Here is a 14,920-nt window from a genome sequence, read left to right as displayed (position 1 = left end):
CTTGGCCGCTGATCCGCTTACTTCACGCTCGACTTGCGCGACAGGTTGTGGTGCGCCTCGATGTAGCGGACGGTACCCGACTTGGAGCGCATGATCACCGAGTGGGTGTAGGCACCGCCGGGGAAGCGGCGGACGCCCTTCAGCATGGCGCCGTCGGTGACGCCGGTGGCGGCGAACATGACGTTGCCGCGCGCCAGCTCGTGCAGGCTGTACTTCTTATCCAGGTCGGTGACGCCCCACTTGGCGGCGCGGGCCTTCTCGTCGTCGTTGCGGAACAGCAGACGGCCCTGGAACTGGCCGCCGATGCAGCGCAGGGCCGCGGCGGCCAGCACGCCTTCCGGCGCACCGCCGGAACCGACATACATGTCGACGCCGGTGCCGGCCTGGCTGGTGGCGATGACGCCCGACACGTCGCCGTCGTTGATCAGCATGATGCGGGCGCCGGCTTCACGGACGCGGGCGATCAGCTCGGCATGGCGCGGACGGTTCAGGATGCAGACGAGCAGTTCCTGCACCTCGGTGCCCTTGGCGGCGGCCAGCGCCTTCAGGTTGTTCGCCGGCGTCTCGTCCAGATCGACGACATTGTCCGGCAGGCCGGCGCCGACGGCGATCTTGTCCATGTAGACGTCGGGGGCGTTCAGGAAGCCGCCCTCCTCCGCCATGGCGATGACGGCCAGCGAGTTCGGGCCGCCGGTGGCGCAGATGGTGGTGCCTTCCAGCGGGTCGAGCGCGATGTCGACCTTCGGGCCGGAGCCGATGCCGGCGCCGACCTTTTCGCCGATGTACAGCATCGGGGCCTCGTCGCGCTCACCCTCGCCGATCACGACGGTGCCGTCGATGTAGAGCGTGTTGAGCGCCTGGCGCATGGCATCGACGGCGGCCTGGTCGGCCAGCTTCTCGTCGCCGCGACCCATCAGCAGCGAGGCCGACAGGGCGGCGGCCTCGGTCACGCGGACGGCCTCCAGCGCGAGGTTGCGGTCCATGTGGGACAGGTCGACATGCGTAGACGGCGTAGACATCGTGTGCTCCCCCCGACTCTTCGGTCGTATCAGGCTGTGTTTGGTCAGGCTGTGCTTGGTTATTGTGGGAAACGGCCCCGATCAGAACTGCTCGATCCGGATCATCCGCGGCGGCTCCAGCACGCTGTCGCTGGCCGCGATGGTCGCGAGCGCACGCTGCATCGCCGCCTCTTCGGTGTCGTGGGTGGTCAGGACCACCGGAACACCTTCGTCCGGCGAGCGGCCGCGCTGCAGGAACTGCTCCATGGAGACGTTCTGGTCACGCATCGCCGCTGCGATATCCGCTATCACACCAGGGCGGTCCACGACCATCAGGCGGACGTAGTACGACCCGCGGCGCGCTTCCATCGGCGACGGGGTTGCCGCACCCAGCCGGTCGGACGGAACGCCGAAAGTCGGCGTAGACCGCCCGCGGGCAATGTCGACCAAGTCGGCGACCACCGCCGAGGCGGTCGGGCCGGCTCCGGCGCCGCGGCCGACGAACAGCACGCGGTCGGCGAAGTCGGCCTGCGCCACCACGGCGTTGAACACGCCGTCCACCGAGGCGATCGGGGCGGTCTTCGGCACCATGCAGGGATGCACGCGCTGCTCGACGCCGGCCTCGGTGCGCCGTGCGATCCCCAGCAGCTTGATGCGGAAGCCCAGCTGGTCGGCATAGTCGAAATCGACCGCCGAAACCTGCCGGATGCCCTCGATATAGACCGAGGAAAAATCGACCGGGGTGCCGAAGGCGACCGAGGCCAGGATCGCCAGCTTATGGGCGGCATCGACGCCGTCGATGTCGAAGCTGGGATCGGCCTCGGCATAGCCAAGAGCCTGGGCATCGGCCAGAACATCGGCGAAGTCGCGGCCGGTGGTCCGCATCTCCGTCAGGATGTAGTTGCAGGTGCCGTTGAGGATGCCGTGGATTTCCGAGACGGAATTGGCGGCAAGACCCTCGCGCAGCCCCTTGATGATCGGGATGCCGCCGGCCACCGCCGCCTCGAAGGCGACGGTCAGGCCACGGGATTCGGCCTTCTGGGCGATCTCGGTGCCATGGACGGCCAGCAGCGCCTTGTTGGCGGTGACAACGTGCTTGCCGGTCTCCAGCGCCGTGGCGACGGTGTCGCGCGCCGGGCCTTCCGACCCGCCGATCAGTTCCACCACCAGATCGGCACCGGATTGAGCGGCCATGGCGACGGGATCGTCGAACCATTGGACCTTCGACAGATCGACGCCGCGGTCCTTGCCCTTGGAACGGGCACTGACCGCGACCACCTCGATGCGGCGGCCGCAGCGCTGTTCGATCAGCGAGGCTTGGGCGTCCAGCAGCTTCAGGACGCTGGCGCCGACGGTACCGAGGCCGGCGACGGCGATTTTCAGGGGGGCTTGCCGGGCGTCGGACATCAGGCTTTCGCTTTCTCGGATTCCAGAAGGGCGGCGCGGGCCGCAGGGTCCTTGCTCGCCGCCACGCCACCGGCGTTGGAGCGGAAGAACTCCTTGATGTTGCGGGTCGCCTGACGGATGCGGTGGACGTTCTCCACCATCGCCAGACGGACATGACCGTCGCCGTATTCACCGAAGCCGATGCCCGGCGCCACCGCGACCTCCGCCTGCTGCAACAGCAGCTTGGAGAACTCCAGAGAACCCAGATGGGCGAACTGCGGCGGGATCGGCGCCCAGGCGAACATCGACGCCTTCGGGCTGGGGACCTCCCAGCCGGCGGCGGCCAGACCCTCGATCATCACGTCGCGGCGCTGCTTGTACATGTCGCGCACCTGCTGCACGCAGTCCTGCGGACCGTTCAGCGCGGCGGCGGCAGCGACCTGGATCGGCGTGAAGGCGCCATAGTCGAGATACGACTTGATGCGGGCCAGCGCAGTGATCAGCGTCTTGTTGCCGGTGGCGAAGCCGATGCGCCAGCCGGCCATCGAATAGGTCTTCGACATCGAGGTGAACTCGACCGCGATCTCCCGCGCTTCCGGGATCTCCAGGATCGACGGCGGCGGGTCGTTGTCGAAGAAGATCTCGGCATAGGCCAGATCAGACAGGATATAGATGCCGTGCTTGCGGCAGAACTCGACGATCGGGCGGTAGAAGTCCAGCCCGACCACCTCGGCCGTCGGGTTCGACGGGTAGTTCAGCACCAGTGCCAGCGGCTTCGGCACGCTGTGGCGCACGGCGCGCTCCAGCATGATCATAAAGCTGTCGATGTCGGTCGACGCCCCGTTCTCCATGCCCACCGGCAGGTGGCGCACCGAGGCGCCGGCCAGGATGAAACCGAACGGGTGGATCGGATAGCTGGGGTTCGGCACCAGGATGATGTCGCCTGGGCTGGTGATCGCCTGGGCGAGGTTCGCCAGCCCTTCCTTCGAGCCGATGGTGACGATGCACTCGGTCTCGGGGTCGACGTCGACGTTGAAGCGGCGCTTGTAATAGGCGGCATGGGCCTTGCGCAGGCCGGGGATGCCGCGGGAGTTCGAGTAGCGGTGCGTCTTCGGATCGCGCACGGCCTCGACCAGCTTGTCGACGATGTGCTGCGGGGTCGCCTGGTCGGGATTGCCCATGCCGAGGTCGATGATGTCGGCGCCGTTGGCCCTAGCTCGCGCCTTCATCGCGTTCACTTCGGCGAAGACGTAGGGCGGCAGGCGCTTGATGCGATGGAATTCGGTGTTGGACATGGACGCTCCGGAAGACCGCTCCGGTCACGCCACGAACCCAAGAGACCTGCGGACCGGGACTGACGTTCTACCGCCCTGACGCGACGGAAGCGAGGCAAATTTCGCGTCTGGACCGTCCGGCACGGCGCTTTGGCCGGACAAGCCCGTGAGGATCCATTAATGGGGTGACTTAACAATCTCCCTACCAACGTCGTGGTTAAACCTAACTGTGCTTTAACCCATTAGCTTTCATACCTTCGGCTTGGAACTTTCGTCGCCATGCCGCAACGGTCAGGGCTGTTGGAGTTGTAAGATGGTCTCGCTTTTGAAGGTTGCTGACCGGCTGCTCGGCGACATGCGCTTCACGCGGAAATTGGCACTTGCCCTGTCGGTCCCGATGGCGGGGGTGGTTGTGCTGTCGTCGTTGCTGGTGTGGGAGCAGGTCGAATCCACCCGCCGGGCTTCCGATCTCGCCTCCGTCACCCGTCTGTCGGTGGGCATGACCAGCCTTGTGCACGAACTTCAGAAGGAGCGCGGCTCCTCCTCCATCTTCCTCAGCGGCAAGCTCGCTGAAGACCGCAAGCGCATGGAGACGGTGCGGACCGCTGCCGACGCCCGGCTGGGCGAACTGGCCCGGGACATCGTCGGGCCCCGGATCCGCGATCCCCAGGTGGCTGCGGCGATCGGCAGCGCCCGTGACGCACTGTCGCAGCTGTCCGGCCTGCGCACCGGCGTCGACGGCATGACGCAATCCTCGATGGAGGTGGTGGCGAGCTACACCGCGATGATCCGCAGGCTGCTCGACGCCGCCGGGCAGGCCCGATCCCTGTCCGACGGCAGCGACCAACTGCGCGCCGCCGATGCCCTGGCTTCCCTGTCGGAGGGGAAGGAGCGGCTGGGCCAGCAACGTGCGGTGGGTGGCGGCGCCTTCCGCAAGGACCGCTTCCCCGCCGACGCGCATGAACGCTTCATCGAACTGTCGGGCGAGTACAAGGCGCTGATGGACGGCCTCAAGAACAAGCTGACGGCGGAGCAAACCCGCTATTACGACCAGACCGTTGCCGGATCGGCCATCGCCGAGGTGGAGCGGATGCGGCGGATCGGTGTCGCCTCCGCCTATGGGGCCGACAACCAGGGTGTCGATGCCGGAAAGTGGTTCGACACCATCACCACCACCATCGACATGCTGCGCAGCGTCGAAACCCGCGTGGCCGACGACCTGATCGGGCTTGCCAACCGCGACGCACGGGATTCGATGAACCGGCTGATCGGGATGGCAGCCGCACTGGTCGTTCTGCTGGTGACGATGACGCTGATCGCGGTGCTGGTCGCCCGCAACATCACCCGGCCGATCTCCCGCCTGAACGGCGCCATGGCACGTCTGGAAGCCGGGGAACGCGCGCTGACCATCCACGGTGCCGAGCGCGCCGACGAGTTGGGCGCCATGGCGCGCAGCCTCGACCATTTCCGCCTCAGCCTCGCCGAAGCGGACCGCCTCGCCGCCGAACAGCAGCGGCATCAGGAGGAGCGCCTGCGCGAGGCCGAACGCCTGGAAGGTCTGGTGGCGGATTTCGACCGTCACATCGAAGCGGTCGCCGAACAGTTGGCGGGCGCCGCCAGCGGCCTGCGCGGCAACGCCGAGCAGATGAGCTGCATCGCGTCCGACACCGAATCGCACGTGCTCTCCGTCGCCCGCGCCTCGGAGGGAGCATCCGACAACGTCCAGGCCGTCGCCGCCGCGACGGAGGAGCTGACCGCCTCCATCGCCGAGATCGGGCGCCAGATGGCGGGCTCGACCGAGATGGCGGAACGGGCGGTCGGCGACGTCCGGCGCACCGCCGACGTCATCGCCGATCTCAGCGGCGCCGCCCAGCAGGTGGACGAGATCGTGCGGATGATCACCGACATCGCAGGCCAGACCAACCTGCTGGCGCTGAACGCCACCATCGAGGCCGCCCGCGCCGGTGAGGCCGGCAAGGGCTTCGCCGTCGTGGCGAGCGAGGTGAAGCAACTCGCCAGCCAGACCGCCAAGGCGACGGAGGACATCACCGCCAAGGTGGCCGAAATCCAGTCGGCGACCAGCCGCACCGTCACCGCGATCGGCGGCATCGGCACCATCGTCACCCGGATCGAGGAGAACATCTCCGCCGTCGCCGCCGCGGTGGAGGAGCAGAACGCCGCCACCGCCGAGATCGGCCGCAACGTCCGTCAGGCCGCCGACGGCACCGACCAGGTCTCCCACAACGCCGCCCTCGTCGGCACCGAAGCCAGCCGCGCCGGCGCCATGGCGAAGGAAGTGCTGTGGATGGCCGACGCCCTGAAGCAGAACGCCGACGGCCTGCGCAGCGACGTCGCCGACTTCATCGGGAAAATCCGGGCAGCGTGAGGTGCAAGGTAGAGAGTTGCCATTCATCGCGAGATCCACTCGCGAATAGCTTCCCTTACCCCAGCCCGGTCGCCTTCGCGTATTTCCGCTTCGCCACCTCCAGCGATGCCAGAAGTTGCTGCCCGGTCGCTCCGCCGTCGCCGCTGATGCGGCCGGTCATCACCGCCTTGATCGCGTCGACGTGGGCCTTGAACAGCAGATGCTCGTTGGCGGTCACCGTGGTCAGGCCGCTGCGGGTGGCCTCATACAGCGACTTGGCGATGTGGGTGATCAGCGGATAGCCGAAGATGCCGCCCTGCCCCCGCATCTCGTGGGCGGAACGGTTGACCTGGGCCAACAGGCCGGGCACCGCCTCGGGCTCGCGCGGCAGGCGGTCGACGCTGCGGCCCATCTCCTCCACCTCCGCACCGATCCAGACGGCATAGTCGCCTGCGCGGTTCAGGATCTCCTCCTCAGCGGCGGCCAGAACCTCCGGCGGCAGGGTCGGAACCGGATCGCGCGGGGCGAGGCCGACCTTGGCGCCCAGCCGGTTGGGCAGGTCGAAATAGATGACCGGAAAACGGTCGATGCCGCGCGCCTTCGACGCGCTGTGCACCACCAGGATTTCCGATGGAGAGGTCATCCGGCAATCCATCGCCACCGGCTTGTCGGCGCGGCGTCGGTCGGGACCGAAATAGCCCTTGGCCAGCACGAAGCGGCGCGGCCGGGCGATGGCGAACAGCAGCCGGCTGGCGATGGTCTGGGCGGAAAAAGGTTTGGCGATGAAGTCGGAGGCGCCGAGATCCCGCGCCTGCTCCACATATTGCCGGTCGGCCGCACCCGACAGCATCAGCACCGGCAGGAACTTGTCGGGGCTCTTGGGGCTGGAACGGATCCAGCGCAGCAGCATCAGCCCGTTCACCTCGGGCATCACCAGATCGGACAGGATCAGGTCGACCGGGGCGGTCCCCGGCGGCAGCGCTGCGCGGCGCTCGTCCAGCCAGCGGATGGCGTCGGCGCCGCTCGCCACCCCTTCCACCCGGCCGATGCCGATGGTGCGCAACGTCGCGGTCAGGACCGAACGGATGAAGCCGCTGTCCTCCACCACCAGGACCGTCAACAGATCGAGCTTCGGCTGGGTCATCGCCCTCTGTTCCACCAACCGGGCCATATCCCCGCATTCATTCCTCCACTTCTGGCACAGCCTGCCCCGATTGGCGAGAGACAAGCGGAACGGAAGACAAACCGTGTGGGCGCGGTTACCCTCCCCCGGCCGCCGAGGCCCGCCAAGCAAAAAGGAGAGGAACCGCCCGATGCCGCAACCCGATCACGTCATGGCCCTGCCCCTGCCGGAGAAACCGGACCTCGACCCCGACATGCAGGCGCTGTTCGACAAGTGCGTGGAAAAGCTGGGCTTCGTGCCCAACGTGCTCCAGGCCTACAGCCTGCGGCCGAAGAAGCTGCGCAACTTCGCCATGTTCTACAACGAGCTGATGCTGGGCGAGAGCGGCCTCAGCAAGCTTGAGCGCGAGATGATCGCGGTGGTCGTTTCCTCCGCCAACCATTGCTATTACTGTCTGGTGGCCCATGGGCAGGCGGTGCGCAAGCTGTCCGGCGATCCGGAACTGGGCGAGATGCTGGTCGCCAATTACCGCGTCGCCCCGCTGGAACCGCGCCAGCGCGCCATGCTCGACTTCGCCTGGAAGCTGACCAAGGAGCCGATGTCGGTGGGCGAGCCCGACCGTGAGGCGTTGCGTGCCGCCGGATTCAGCGCGGAGGACATCTTCGACATTGCCGATACGGTCGGCTTCTACAACATGTCCAACCGCGTGGCGACCGCGGTGGACATGATCCCCAACCGCGAGTACCACAGCCAGGATCGTTAAGGCCCGGATATTCCCAGGCTTTCAACGGTACAGTCGAGGCCACACAGGGTAGGAATCATGGCGATCGTCCGTTTCTTCGTCCGTCTGTTCGCGCTCATCGGCCTGCTGCTGGTGGCCGGTGCGGTGACGGTGGTGGTGCTGGCGGTCCGACATGAACCCACTCTGCCCGATGCGGTGGTGCTGGAACTCGACCTGACCAAGCCGCTGGCCGAGAGCGACGACGGCAAGTTCGGCAGCCTGTTCGAACACCAGCCCACGTTGCGCGAGGTGCTGGACGCGCTCGACGGCGGCCGGCGTGACCCGAAGGTGAAGGGCGTGCTGGCCCGCTTCGGCGACGACAGCATCGGCTTCGCCCAGACACAGGAGCTGCGTACCGCCATCGAGCGCTTCCGTGCCTCCGGCCGCTTCACCGTCGCCTTCGCCGAGGAGTATGGCGGGGCCGGGGCCGGCAACCGCTCCTACCTGCTGGCCAGCGCTTTCGACGAGGTCTGGCTCCAGCCGCTGGGCACGCTGGGCATCACCGGCCTGTCGGCGGAGCTGCCCTTCGCCCGCGACGCCTTCGACCAGCTGGGTGTGCAGCCCAGCTTCGCCCAGCGCGAGGAATACAAGAGCTTCGCCGAGACCTTCACCAAGTCCGGCATGACCCCGGCCAACCGCGAAATGATGGAGGCGCTGGTCGCCGACCTCGGCAACCAGCTGGTCGACGGCATCGCCAAGAGCCGCCGCCTCGCCCCCGCCGCGGTACGCACTGCCATGGACAAGGCGCCGCTGCTGAGCAGGGAGGCGCTGGAGCAGAAGTTCGTCGACCGGCTCGGTTACGCCGACGAGGCGCGGGACGAAGCGCTGAAACGGGCTGGCGCCGGGGCGGAGATGGTGGATCCGGCCGATTACCTGTCGGTCGCCGGCAGCCCCAACGACACCGGGCCGACCATCGCCCTGATCCACGCCGTCGGCACCATCACCGGCGGCGAGAGCGGCAAGCCGACCCCGGTCGGGGTGTCCGCCGGGTCGGAGACCATCGTCAAGGCGATCGAGGAGGCTGCCGAGGATCCCGACGTGCGCGCCATCCTGTTCCGCATCGACAGCGGTGGCGGTGCCGTGTCTGCCTCGGAGGCGATCCGGCGGGCCCTGGTCAAGGCTCGGCAGAGCGGCAAGCCTGTGATCGCCAGCATGGGCGACACCGCCGCGTCGGGTGGCTATTGGATCGCGCTGGCCGCCGACCGCATCGTCGCCTCCCCCGCCACCGTCACCGGCTCCATCGGCGTCGTCGCCGGCAAGTTCGCCATCGGCGGGCTGTCCGACAAGCTGGGTATCCATTGGGACGGGGTGCGGGGTGCCCGCAACGCCGGCATGTGGTCGCCACTGCGCCCCTTCGACGACAGCGAATCCGAACGGCTGAACGCCATCATCGACGATACCTACGCCAACTTCCTCCAGCGCGTTGCCGAGGCCCGGCGGATGACGCCGGAACAGGCACGCGGCATCGCCAAGGGCCGCGTCTGGACCGGCGCCCAGGCCCGCGAACTCGGCCTCGTCGACGATCTCGGCGGCCAGGAGCAGGCGCTGACGCTCGCCCGCACCGCCGCCGGCCTGTCGCCGGACGCCCCGGTGACCCTGGCGCCCTACCCGCCGCCGAAATCGGTGACCGATCAGATCCTGGATCTGGTATCCCGCAAAGGCGAACTGGTCGGCGCCCTGGCAGCCGCGGCGGAGTTGCGCCCCCTGCTGACCCAGCTCCGCCCCTTGCTCGCCCTCACCCAGAGTGACGGCGTCCAGGCCCGCATGCCGTCGATGTCGCTGGGGCGGTGATCCGATCCAGCGGACTTGCATAGAACAGTTCCGGGTCTATGGTGTGGCCGCTTCCGGCACTCCGTTCAAAGACCTCAACGTCCGAGACGTCCGACCATGACCGAGACCGCCGTCCACTCCACCCGGCCCAATCCGGCCCACCCCGTCTTCACCCACCAGGAGATCCTGCGGGTGTTCAGCGGGGTGGCGCTGGCGATGCTGATGGCGGCGATGGACCAGACCATCGTCGCCACGGCACTGCCGACGATGGCGAGCCAGTTCGGCGGACTGGAGATGCTGCCCTGGGTGGTCACCGCCTATCTGCTGACCTCCACCACCACTACGCCGATCTACGGCAAGCTGTCGGACCTCTACGGCCGCAAGCGGGTGCTGCAAACGGCGATCCTCCTGTTCCTGGCCGGCTCGGTGCTGTGCGCGGCGGCGCAGAGCATGACCCAGCTGATCCTGTTCCGCGGCTTGCAGGGGCTGGGCGGCGGCGGGCTGATGTCGCTGGCCTTCACCATCATCGGCGACGTTGTGGCTCCGCGCGAACGTGGGCGCTATCAGGGCATGATCGGCGGCGTCTTCGCGCTGGCCAGCGTCGCCGGGCCGCTGCTGGGCGGCATCTTCACCGAAACCATCGGCTGGCATTGGATCTTCCTGATCAACCTGCCGCTGGGCATCGCAGCGTTCGCCATGACCCGCCGCACCCTGTCGCGCCTGCCCGCCGGCCGGGCCAGGCCGCGCATCGATCTGGCCGGGGCGGCACTGCTGACCGGGGCGGTGACCAGCCTGCTGATCGTCGCCACCCGCGGCGAAGCCATGGGCTGGGGCAGCCCGGCGGCGCTGGGCCTGCTGGCGGCCGGTCTCGTCATGCTGGTGGTCTTCCTGTGGCACGAACGCCGGATCGAGGAGCCGATCCTGCCGCTGCACCTGTTCCGCCGCCCGGTGGTGGCGGTGGCGACGCCGGTGGTTGCGGTGTCGGCGATGGTCCTGTTCGCCGGCATCGTCTATCTGCCGCTGCATCTCCAGCTGGTGCAGGGGGCCAGCGCCACGGTGTCCGGCCTGCTGCTGCTTCCGCTGGTGCTGGGCATGACCTTCGGGTCGGTCGGCGGCGGCCGGCTGATCGCGAAGACCGGGCGCTACAAGGCCTTCCCGCTCGCCGGGCTGGCCCTGTCCGGCCTGATGTATGCGCTGCTCGGTACTCTGCCGGCGCTGACGGCCGACGGGCTGTGGTCGACGCTGATCCTGGTGCCGCTGGGCATGGGGCTGGGGCTGGTGATGCCGGTGATGACGGTCGCCGTGCAGAATGCGGTGGAGCAACGCGACCTGGGGGCCGCCACCGCGTCGGTCGGCTTCTTCCGTTCGCTCGGCGGGTCGGTCGGCGTCGCGGTGTTCGGCGCCGTCTTCAACGGCGTGGTGTCGGACCGGCTGGAAGGCGCCGGCCTGTCCGGCCGCGCGGTTCTGGAACATGGCGCGGCGGCCCTCGCCAACCTGCCCGCCGCCGCCCGCGGCGGGGTGGTGGCGACGCTGGAGCACGGCTTCGCCACCCTGTTCCTGCTGGCAGCGGCGCTGGCGGTCGTCTCCTTTGCCATGACCCTGTTCCTGAAGGAGCTGCCGCTGCGCTCCGCCAACCCTGGCCGGCCGGAGGCTGCGCCGGCGGCGGAAGGCTGACCGGTCAGCCGTCAGGAATGATCGCTGGGAAAGTGCCTGGGCTCTCCAAGCTTGTCCTCGATGTAGAGCAGGTTGACCAGCACCAGCACGACCACGGCGAGCGGCGTCGCCAGGAACATGCCCATGATGCCGAACAGCACGCCACCGGCGGCGATCGCCCCGATGGTAACCACCGGCGGCAGGTCGACAACCCGCTTCTGCAACAGCGGCGTGATCAGGTTTCCCTCCACCTGCTGGATGACCAGATAGAGCCCGGCGACCCAAAGAGCATCCTGCGGTGACTGGGCGAAGCCGATCAGAATCGCCGGCACCGCCGCCAGGAAGGGGCCGACCAGCGGAATGAACTCCAGCAATCCGGCGACGATGCCGAGCGCCAGCGCCGACGGGATGCCGATCAGCCACAGCCCGACCGCGATCATCGTCCCCACCGCCGCCATCGCCACCAGTTGCCCGATCAGCCATTTCCACAGGCTGTCGCCGGCCACCTCCATCACCTCGCAGGCCCGCTTCTGCCCGCGCGGCGGCACCAGCAGGACCACGCCGCGCTGATAGACCCCCGGCGACGCCGCCAGATAGAGTGCTGCGAACATCACCACCACCGCATCGCCGACGACATAGACGAGGCCGGAAGCGAAACTGCTTAGCTGGTTCATCCAGGGCCATTCCTTGCCCTGTTCCATGATGCGGTCGCGCCAGCCGTCGGGCAGCATGCCCATCGCCTTGGTCACCTGCTCCTGCAACTGGCCGAGCTGTGCCGCCATCGAGGTGCCCATCAGCCAGACGCCGCCGCCGACCAGCAGAACCAGCACCAGCAGCACGATGGCCAGCGACCAGCCATGGCCCAGCCTGGTCCCCCGCTGCACATAGCCGGTCAGGCGCTGCAACAGGATGGCGAACAGCACGCCGGTGAAGATCAGCAGCAGCGTGCCGGATATCCGCCACAGGAAGACGCTCAGCGCAGCCACCCCGGCGACGATCAGCACCTTCCAGGTGAAAACCGCCAGTTCCCCGCGTCCGGCCCTTGCGGGCGGCGCGGTCTGCGCCGCCCCGCCGCCCGGCGTGGGAGCATGCGTGGCGGCGTGATAGGCGGTGGGCCGGCTGGGTGTCGCCATCTCTTCAAACTCCCGCACTCGCGGCCGCCGGACGGGCGGCCTTGGGGCAAGAACGCAGCGGGTCACCAGACGTTGCGGAACCTCAGCAGGCTAGGCCGTCGGCGGTAGTCCGAAGATCGGTATGGAAGATGCTCCGGCCCGCCCCATATCAGTCATGACGCCAAGGAGTCATTCTCGCTGATGTCACTTGAAGAGCCCGCCCACCGGCGGGCTTTTTTTTGTCCGTGGCTTTTGCCGACGGTGCCGGAACCGCTTACCGGCGCGCCTCCGGCGGGAAAACAAGACTGACCTTCAACCCCGGCTGGTTGTCGCTCAATTCCAGTTTTGCGCCGTGCAGCGTCGCGACCGCATCCACAAGGCTCAATCCCAGCCCGTTGCCCGGCGAGGCGCGGGCGGTGTCCAGCCGGACGAAGCGTTGCAGGACCTTGTCGCGCATCTCCGGCGGAATGCCGGGACCGCTGTCGGCAACCTCGATGCAGGCTGCCCGGCCGGGGGCCGGGCCGTCGAGAACCAGCATGATGCTGCCACCGTCGGGCGTGTATTTGATCGCGTTGTCCAGCAAGTTCGACACCAGCTGGGCCAGAAGCTGGCCGTTACCATGCACCATAGGCTTGCCGCGGATATCGACCGATAGGCGCTGCCCACGCTCCTCCGCCACCGGTTCATAGAGGTCGGCGGCAAGCTCCACCACCTCTGCCAGATCGACCGGCACGAAGTCCTGCCGCTTGGCCCCCGACTCGGCCTCGGCGATCGACAGCAGGGCGGTGAAGGTGGCGAGCAGCCGGTCGGCCTCGACGATCGTATCCTGCAAGACGCTGCGGTAGACTTCCGGATCCTCCGTCTCATGCAGCAGAGCCAGCTCGATGCGGGAGCGCAGGCGGGTCAGCGGTGTGCGCAGGTCGTGGGCGACGCTGTCGGTCACCTGCTTCATGCCGGTCATCAGCCGTTCGATGCGGTCGAGCATGGCATTGAGGTTGCCGGCCAGCCGGTCCATCTCGTCGCCGCCGCCGAAGCGCGGCACGCGGTCGCTCAGGTCGCCGCTCATGATCTGGCGGGTGGTGCGGTTGATGGCTTCGATACGCCGCATAGCGCCGCGGCTCATCAGCAGCCCGCCGCCCAGCCCCAGCAGGGCGGTCGCCCCCAGGATCCAGCCCAGCGAGCGGAACATGCGGGTGCGCAGCTGGTCGATCTCGCTCATGTCGCGGCCGACCAGCAGGCGGAACTGTCCCGGCAGCGTGAAGGTCACGGCCTGCGCGGTCGAGGGCCGGTCGTTGACCCCGCCATAATCGGCGACCTTGAAATGGGTCCAGCCGCTGGCATTCGGCACCGCTGCCGGCCAGCCCGACAGGTTTCCGGCCAGGATCACCCCTGCCGCCGTCGTCAGCAGATAGATGGAGTTGTTGTTGGCCACCGCGCTGCGCGTCCGCACCACATCGACGAGGCCGGGCAATCCATAGTTGTGGTAATGGTCCTGAAGGCCGGCGACCTCCAGCGCGATGGTCTCGCCGATCTCCTGCTCCAGGAATCCCGCGGTGGTGCGATAGACGACGCCCAGGATCAGCCCGACCGACAGGACGAACATCGCCAGATAGAGCAGCGCCAGCCGGAACGTCGTGGTTCGCACCAGCCGCGACCCGGCGGCGACGAAGCCGTGCAGGCCGCTGGCGGCCGCGCCATCATGCTTCATACGTCACGCAAGTCCATCAAGCCCCCATCAAGCCCCTTGCGTCTCCGCCGCGCGCAGGCTGTAACCGGCGCCGCGCACGGTGTGGATCAGGGGGGTGGGAAAGTCCTTGTCGATCTTCTGGCGCAGACGGGCGATGTGCACATCGATCACGTTGGTCTGCGGATCGAAGTGATAGTCCCACACATTCTCCAGCATCATGGTGCGGGTCACCACGCTGCCGGCGTTGCGCATCAGATACTCCAGCAGCGAGAACTCGCGCGGCAGCAGGTCGATCGGCTTGCCGGCCCGCTTGACGCTGCGCGACAGCAGGTCCAGTTCCAGGTCCCCCACCGACAGGCGGGTCTGCGGCTGGGCGGCGCCGCGCCGGCGCACCAGCACCTCGATCCGCGCCAGCAGCTCGGAAAAGGCGAAGGGCTTGGTCAGGTAATCGTCGCCGCCGGCCTTCAGCCCCTTCACCCGGTCGTCGACGCTGCCCAGAGCCGACAGGAACAGCACCGGCGTGTCGTTGCCGGCCGCCCGCAGCACCTGGACCAGCGACAGCCCGTCGCGTCCCGGCAGCATGCGGTCGACGATCATCACGTCGTAATGCTCGGCTCCGGCCAGGAACAGGCCTTCCTTCCCGTCGTTGGCGACGTCCACCACATGGCCGGCCTCCTTCAGCCCCTTGGCAAGGTAGCTGGCGGCCTGACGATCATCTTCGATGACGAGAATCTTCATGAGCACGAGTGTAGCCTCCCAAAACAGCCCGGC

The 14,920-nt window shown here is 67.9% G+C and carries 11 protein-coding genes; 4 read left to right on the top strand and 7 right to left on the bottom strand.

Translation table 11 applies throughout. The features are described 5' to 3' along the window. Window positions 1-17: 17 nt before the first annotated feature. From glpX to J2848_RS02185, 3 genes are all read right to left on the bottom strand, one after another. Window positions 18-1,019, bottom strand: a complete 1,002-nt coding sequence (gene glpX, locus J2848_RS02195; RefSeq protein ID WP_246193775.1) for a class II fructose-bisphosphatase — start codon at window positions 1,017-1,019, stop codon at window positions 18-20. Between the two features lie 81 nt (window positions 1,020-1,100). Then, complete coding sequence (locus J2848_RS02190; protein ID WP_149230804.1) at window positions 1,101-2,405, bottom strand: homoserine dehydrogenase; 1,305 nt, start codon at window positions 2,403-2,405, stop codon at window positions 1,101-1,103. Further along, window positions 2,405-3,679 carry an LL-diaminopimelate aminotransferase gene (locus J2848_RS02185; RefSeq protein WP_063634690.1) on the bottom strand — a complete coding sequence of 425 codons (1,275 nt, stop codon included), beginning with the start codon at window positions 3,677-3,679 and terminating at the stop codon, window positions 2,405-2,407. The genes J2848_RS02190 and J2848_RS02185 overlap by 1 nt, the downstream gene beginning before the upstream one ends. 292 nt (window positions 3,680-3,971) lie before the next feature. Here J2848_RS02185 and J2848_RS02180 point away from each other — a divergent pair, with 292 nt between their 5' ends. Further along, a complete protein-coding gene (locus tag J2848_RS02180; protein WP_149230803.1) occupies window positions 3,972-6,044 on the top strand; it encodes a methyl-accepting chemotaxis protein in 2,073 nt (690 codons plus the stop codon). Between the two features lie 55 nt (window positions 6,045-6,099). On the opposite strand, the gene J2848_RS02175 is transcribed toward J2848_RS02180, so the two are convergent. Further along, window positions 6,100-7,167 carry a response regulator gene (locus J2848_RS02175; RefSeq protein ID WP_149230802.1) on the bottom strand — a complete coding sequence of 356 codons (1,068 nt, stop codon included), beginning with the start codon at window positions 7,165-7,167 and terminating at the stop codon, window positions 6,100-6,102. 169 nt (window positions 7,168-7,336) lie between these two features. On the opposite strand from J2848_RS02175, the gene J2848_RS02170 reads away from it, so the two are divergent. The 3 genes from J2848_RS02170 to J2848_RS02160 all read left to right on the top strand — a co-directional run bounded on the left by J2848_RS02170 (window position 7,337) and on the right by J2848_RS02160 (window position 11,371). Next, window positions 7,337-7,909: a peroxidase-related enzyme gene (locus J2848_RS02170; RefSeq protein ID WP_149230801.1), complete on the top strand. Its 573-nt coding sequence runs from the start codon at window positions 7,337-7,339 to the stop codon at window positions 7,907-7,909. A 57-nt stretch (window positions 7,910-7,966) separates the two neighbouring features. After that, a complete protein-coding gene (gene sppA / locus J2848_RS02165) occupies window positions 7,967-9,718 on the top strand; it encodes a signal peptide peptidase SppA (protein ID WP_149230800.1) in 1,752 nt (583 codons plus the stop codon). A 96-nt stretch (window positions 9,719-9,814) separates the two neighbouring features. Further along, a complete protein-coding gene (locus J2848_RS02160) occupies window positions 9,815-11,371 on the top strand; it encodes an MDR family MFS transporter (protein WP_149230799.1) in 1,557 nt (518 codons plus the stop codon). A gap of 11 nt (window positions 11,372-11,382) precedes the next feature. Here the strand turns inward: J2848_RS02160 and J2848_RS02155 are convergent, their stop codons facing one another. From J2848_RS02155 to J2848_RS02145, 3 genes are all read right to left on the bottom strand, one after another. Next, the gene (locus J2848_RS02155) at window positions 11,383-12,483 is read right to left on the bottom strand and encodes an AI-2E family transporter (RefSeq protein ID WP_149230798.1); all 1,101 of its coding nucleotides are present in this window, start codon (window positions 12,481-12,483) and stop codon (window positions 11,383-11,385) included. Between the two features lie 253 nt (window positions 12,484-12,736). Then, complete coding sequence (locus tag J2848_RS02150) at window positions 12,737-14,170, bottom strand: sensor histidine kinase (RefSeq protein WP_149230797.1); 1,434 nt, start codon at window positions 14,168-14,170, stop codon at window positions 12,737-12,739. Window positions 14,171-14,197: 27 nt separating this feature from the next. Continuing rightward, window positions 14,198-14,887 carry a winged helix-turn-helix domain-containing protein gene (locus J2848_RS02145; protein ID WP_149230893.1) on the bottom strand — a complete coding sequence of 230 codons (690 nt, stop codon included), beginning with the start codon at window positions 14,885-14,887 and terminating at the stop codon, window positions 14,198-14,200. Window positions 14,888-14,920: the final 33 nt, after the last annotated feature.

Source organism: Azospirillum lipoferum (assembly GCF_024170005.1).
Lineage (GTDB): Bacteria > Pseudomonadota > Alphaproteobacteria > Azospirillales > Azospirillaceae > Azospirillum > Azospirillum lipoferum.
This window is presented reverse-complemented; position numbering and strand designations above follow the sequence as displayed.

Bases quoted from the DNA above. Each gene is read 5' to 3' on its own strand.
- J2848_RS02145 (WP_149230893.1), bottom strand. From the start codon at position 14,887: ATGAAGATTCTCGTCATCGAAGATGATCGTCAGGCCGCCAGCTACCTT.
- J2848_RS02180 (WP_149230803.1), top strand. From the start codon at position 3,972: ATGGTCTCGCTTTTGAAGGTTGCTGACCGGCTGCTCGGCGACATGCGC.
- sppA (WP_149230800.1), top strand. From the start codon at position 7,967: ATGGCGATCGTCCGTTTCTTCGTCCGTCTGTTCGCGCTCATCGGCCTG.
- J2848_RS02175 (WP_149230802.1), bottom strand. From the start codon at position 7,167: ATGACCCAGCCGAAGCTCGATCTGTTGACGGTCCTGGTGGTGGAGGAC.
- J2848_RS02155 (WP_149230798.1), bottom strand. From the start codon at position 12,483: ATGGCGACACCCAGCCGGCCCACCGCCTATCACGCCGCCACGCATGCT.
- J2848_RS02185 (WP_063634690.1), bottom strand. From the start codon at position 3,679: ATGTCCAACACCGAATTCCATCGCATCAAGCGCCTGCCGCCCTACGTC.
- glpX (WP_246193775.1), bottom strand. From the start codon at position 1,019: ATGTCTACGCCGTCTACGCATGTCGACCTGTCCCACATGGACCGCAAC.
- J2848_RS02190 (WP_149230804.1), bottom strand. From the start codon at position 2,405: ATGTCCGACGCCCGGCAAGCCCCCCTGAAAATCGCCGTCGCCGGCCTC.
- J2848_RS02160 (WP_149230799.1), top strand. From the start codon at position 9,815: ATGACCGAGACCGCCGTCCACTCCACCCGGCCCAATCCGGCCCACCCC.
- J2848_RS02150 (WP_149230797.1), bottom strand. From the start codon at position 14,170: ATGAAGCATGATGGCGCGGCCGCCAGCGGCCTGCACGGCTTCGTCGCC.
- J2848_RS02170 (WP_149230801.1), top strand. From the start codon at position 7,337: ATGCCGCAACCCGATCACGTCATGGCCCTGCCCCTGCCGGAGAAACCG.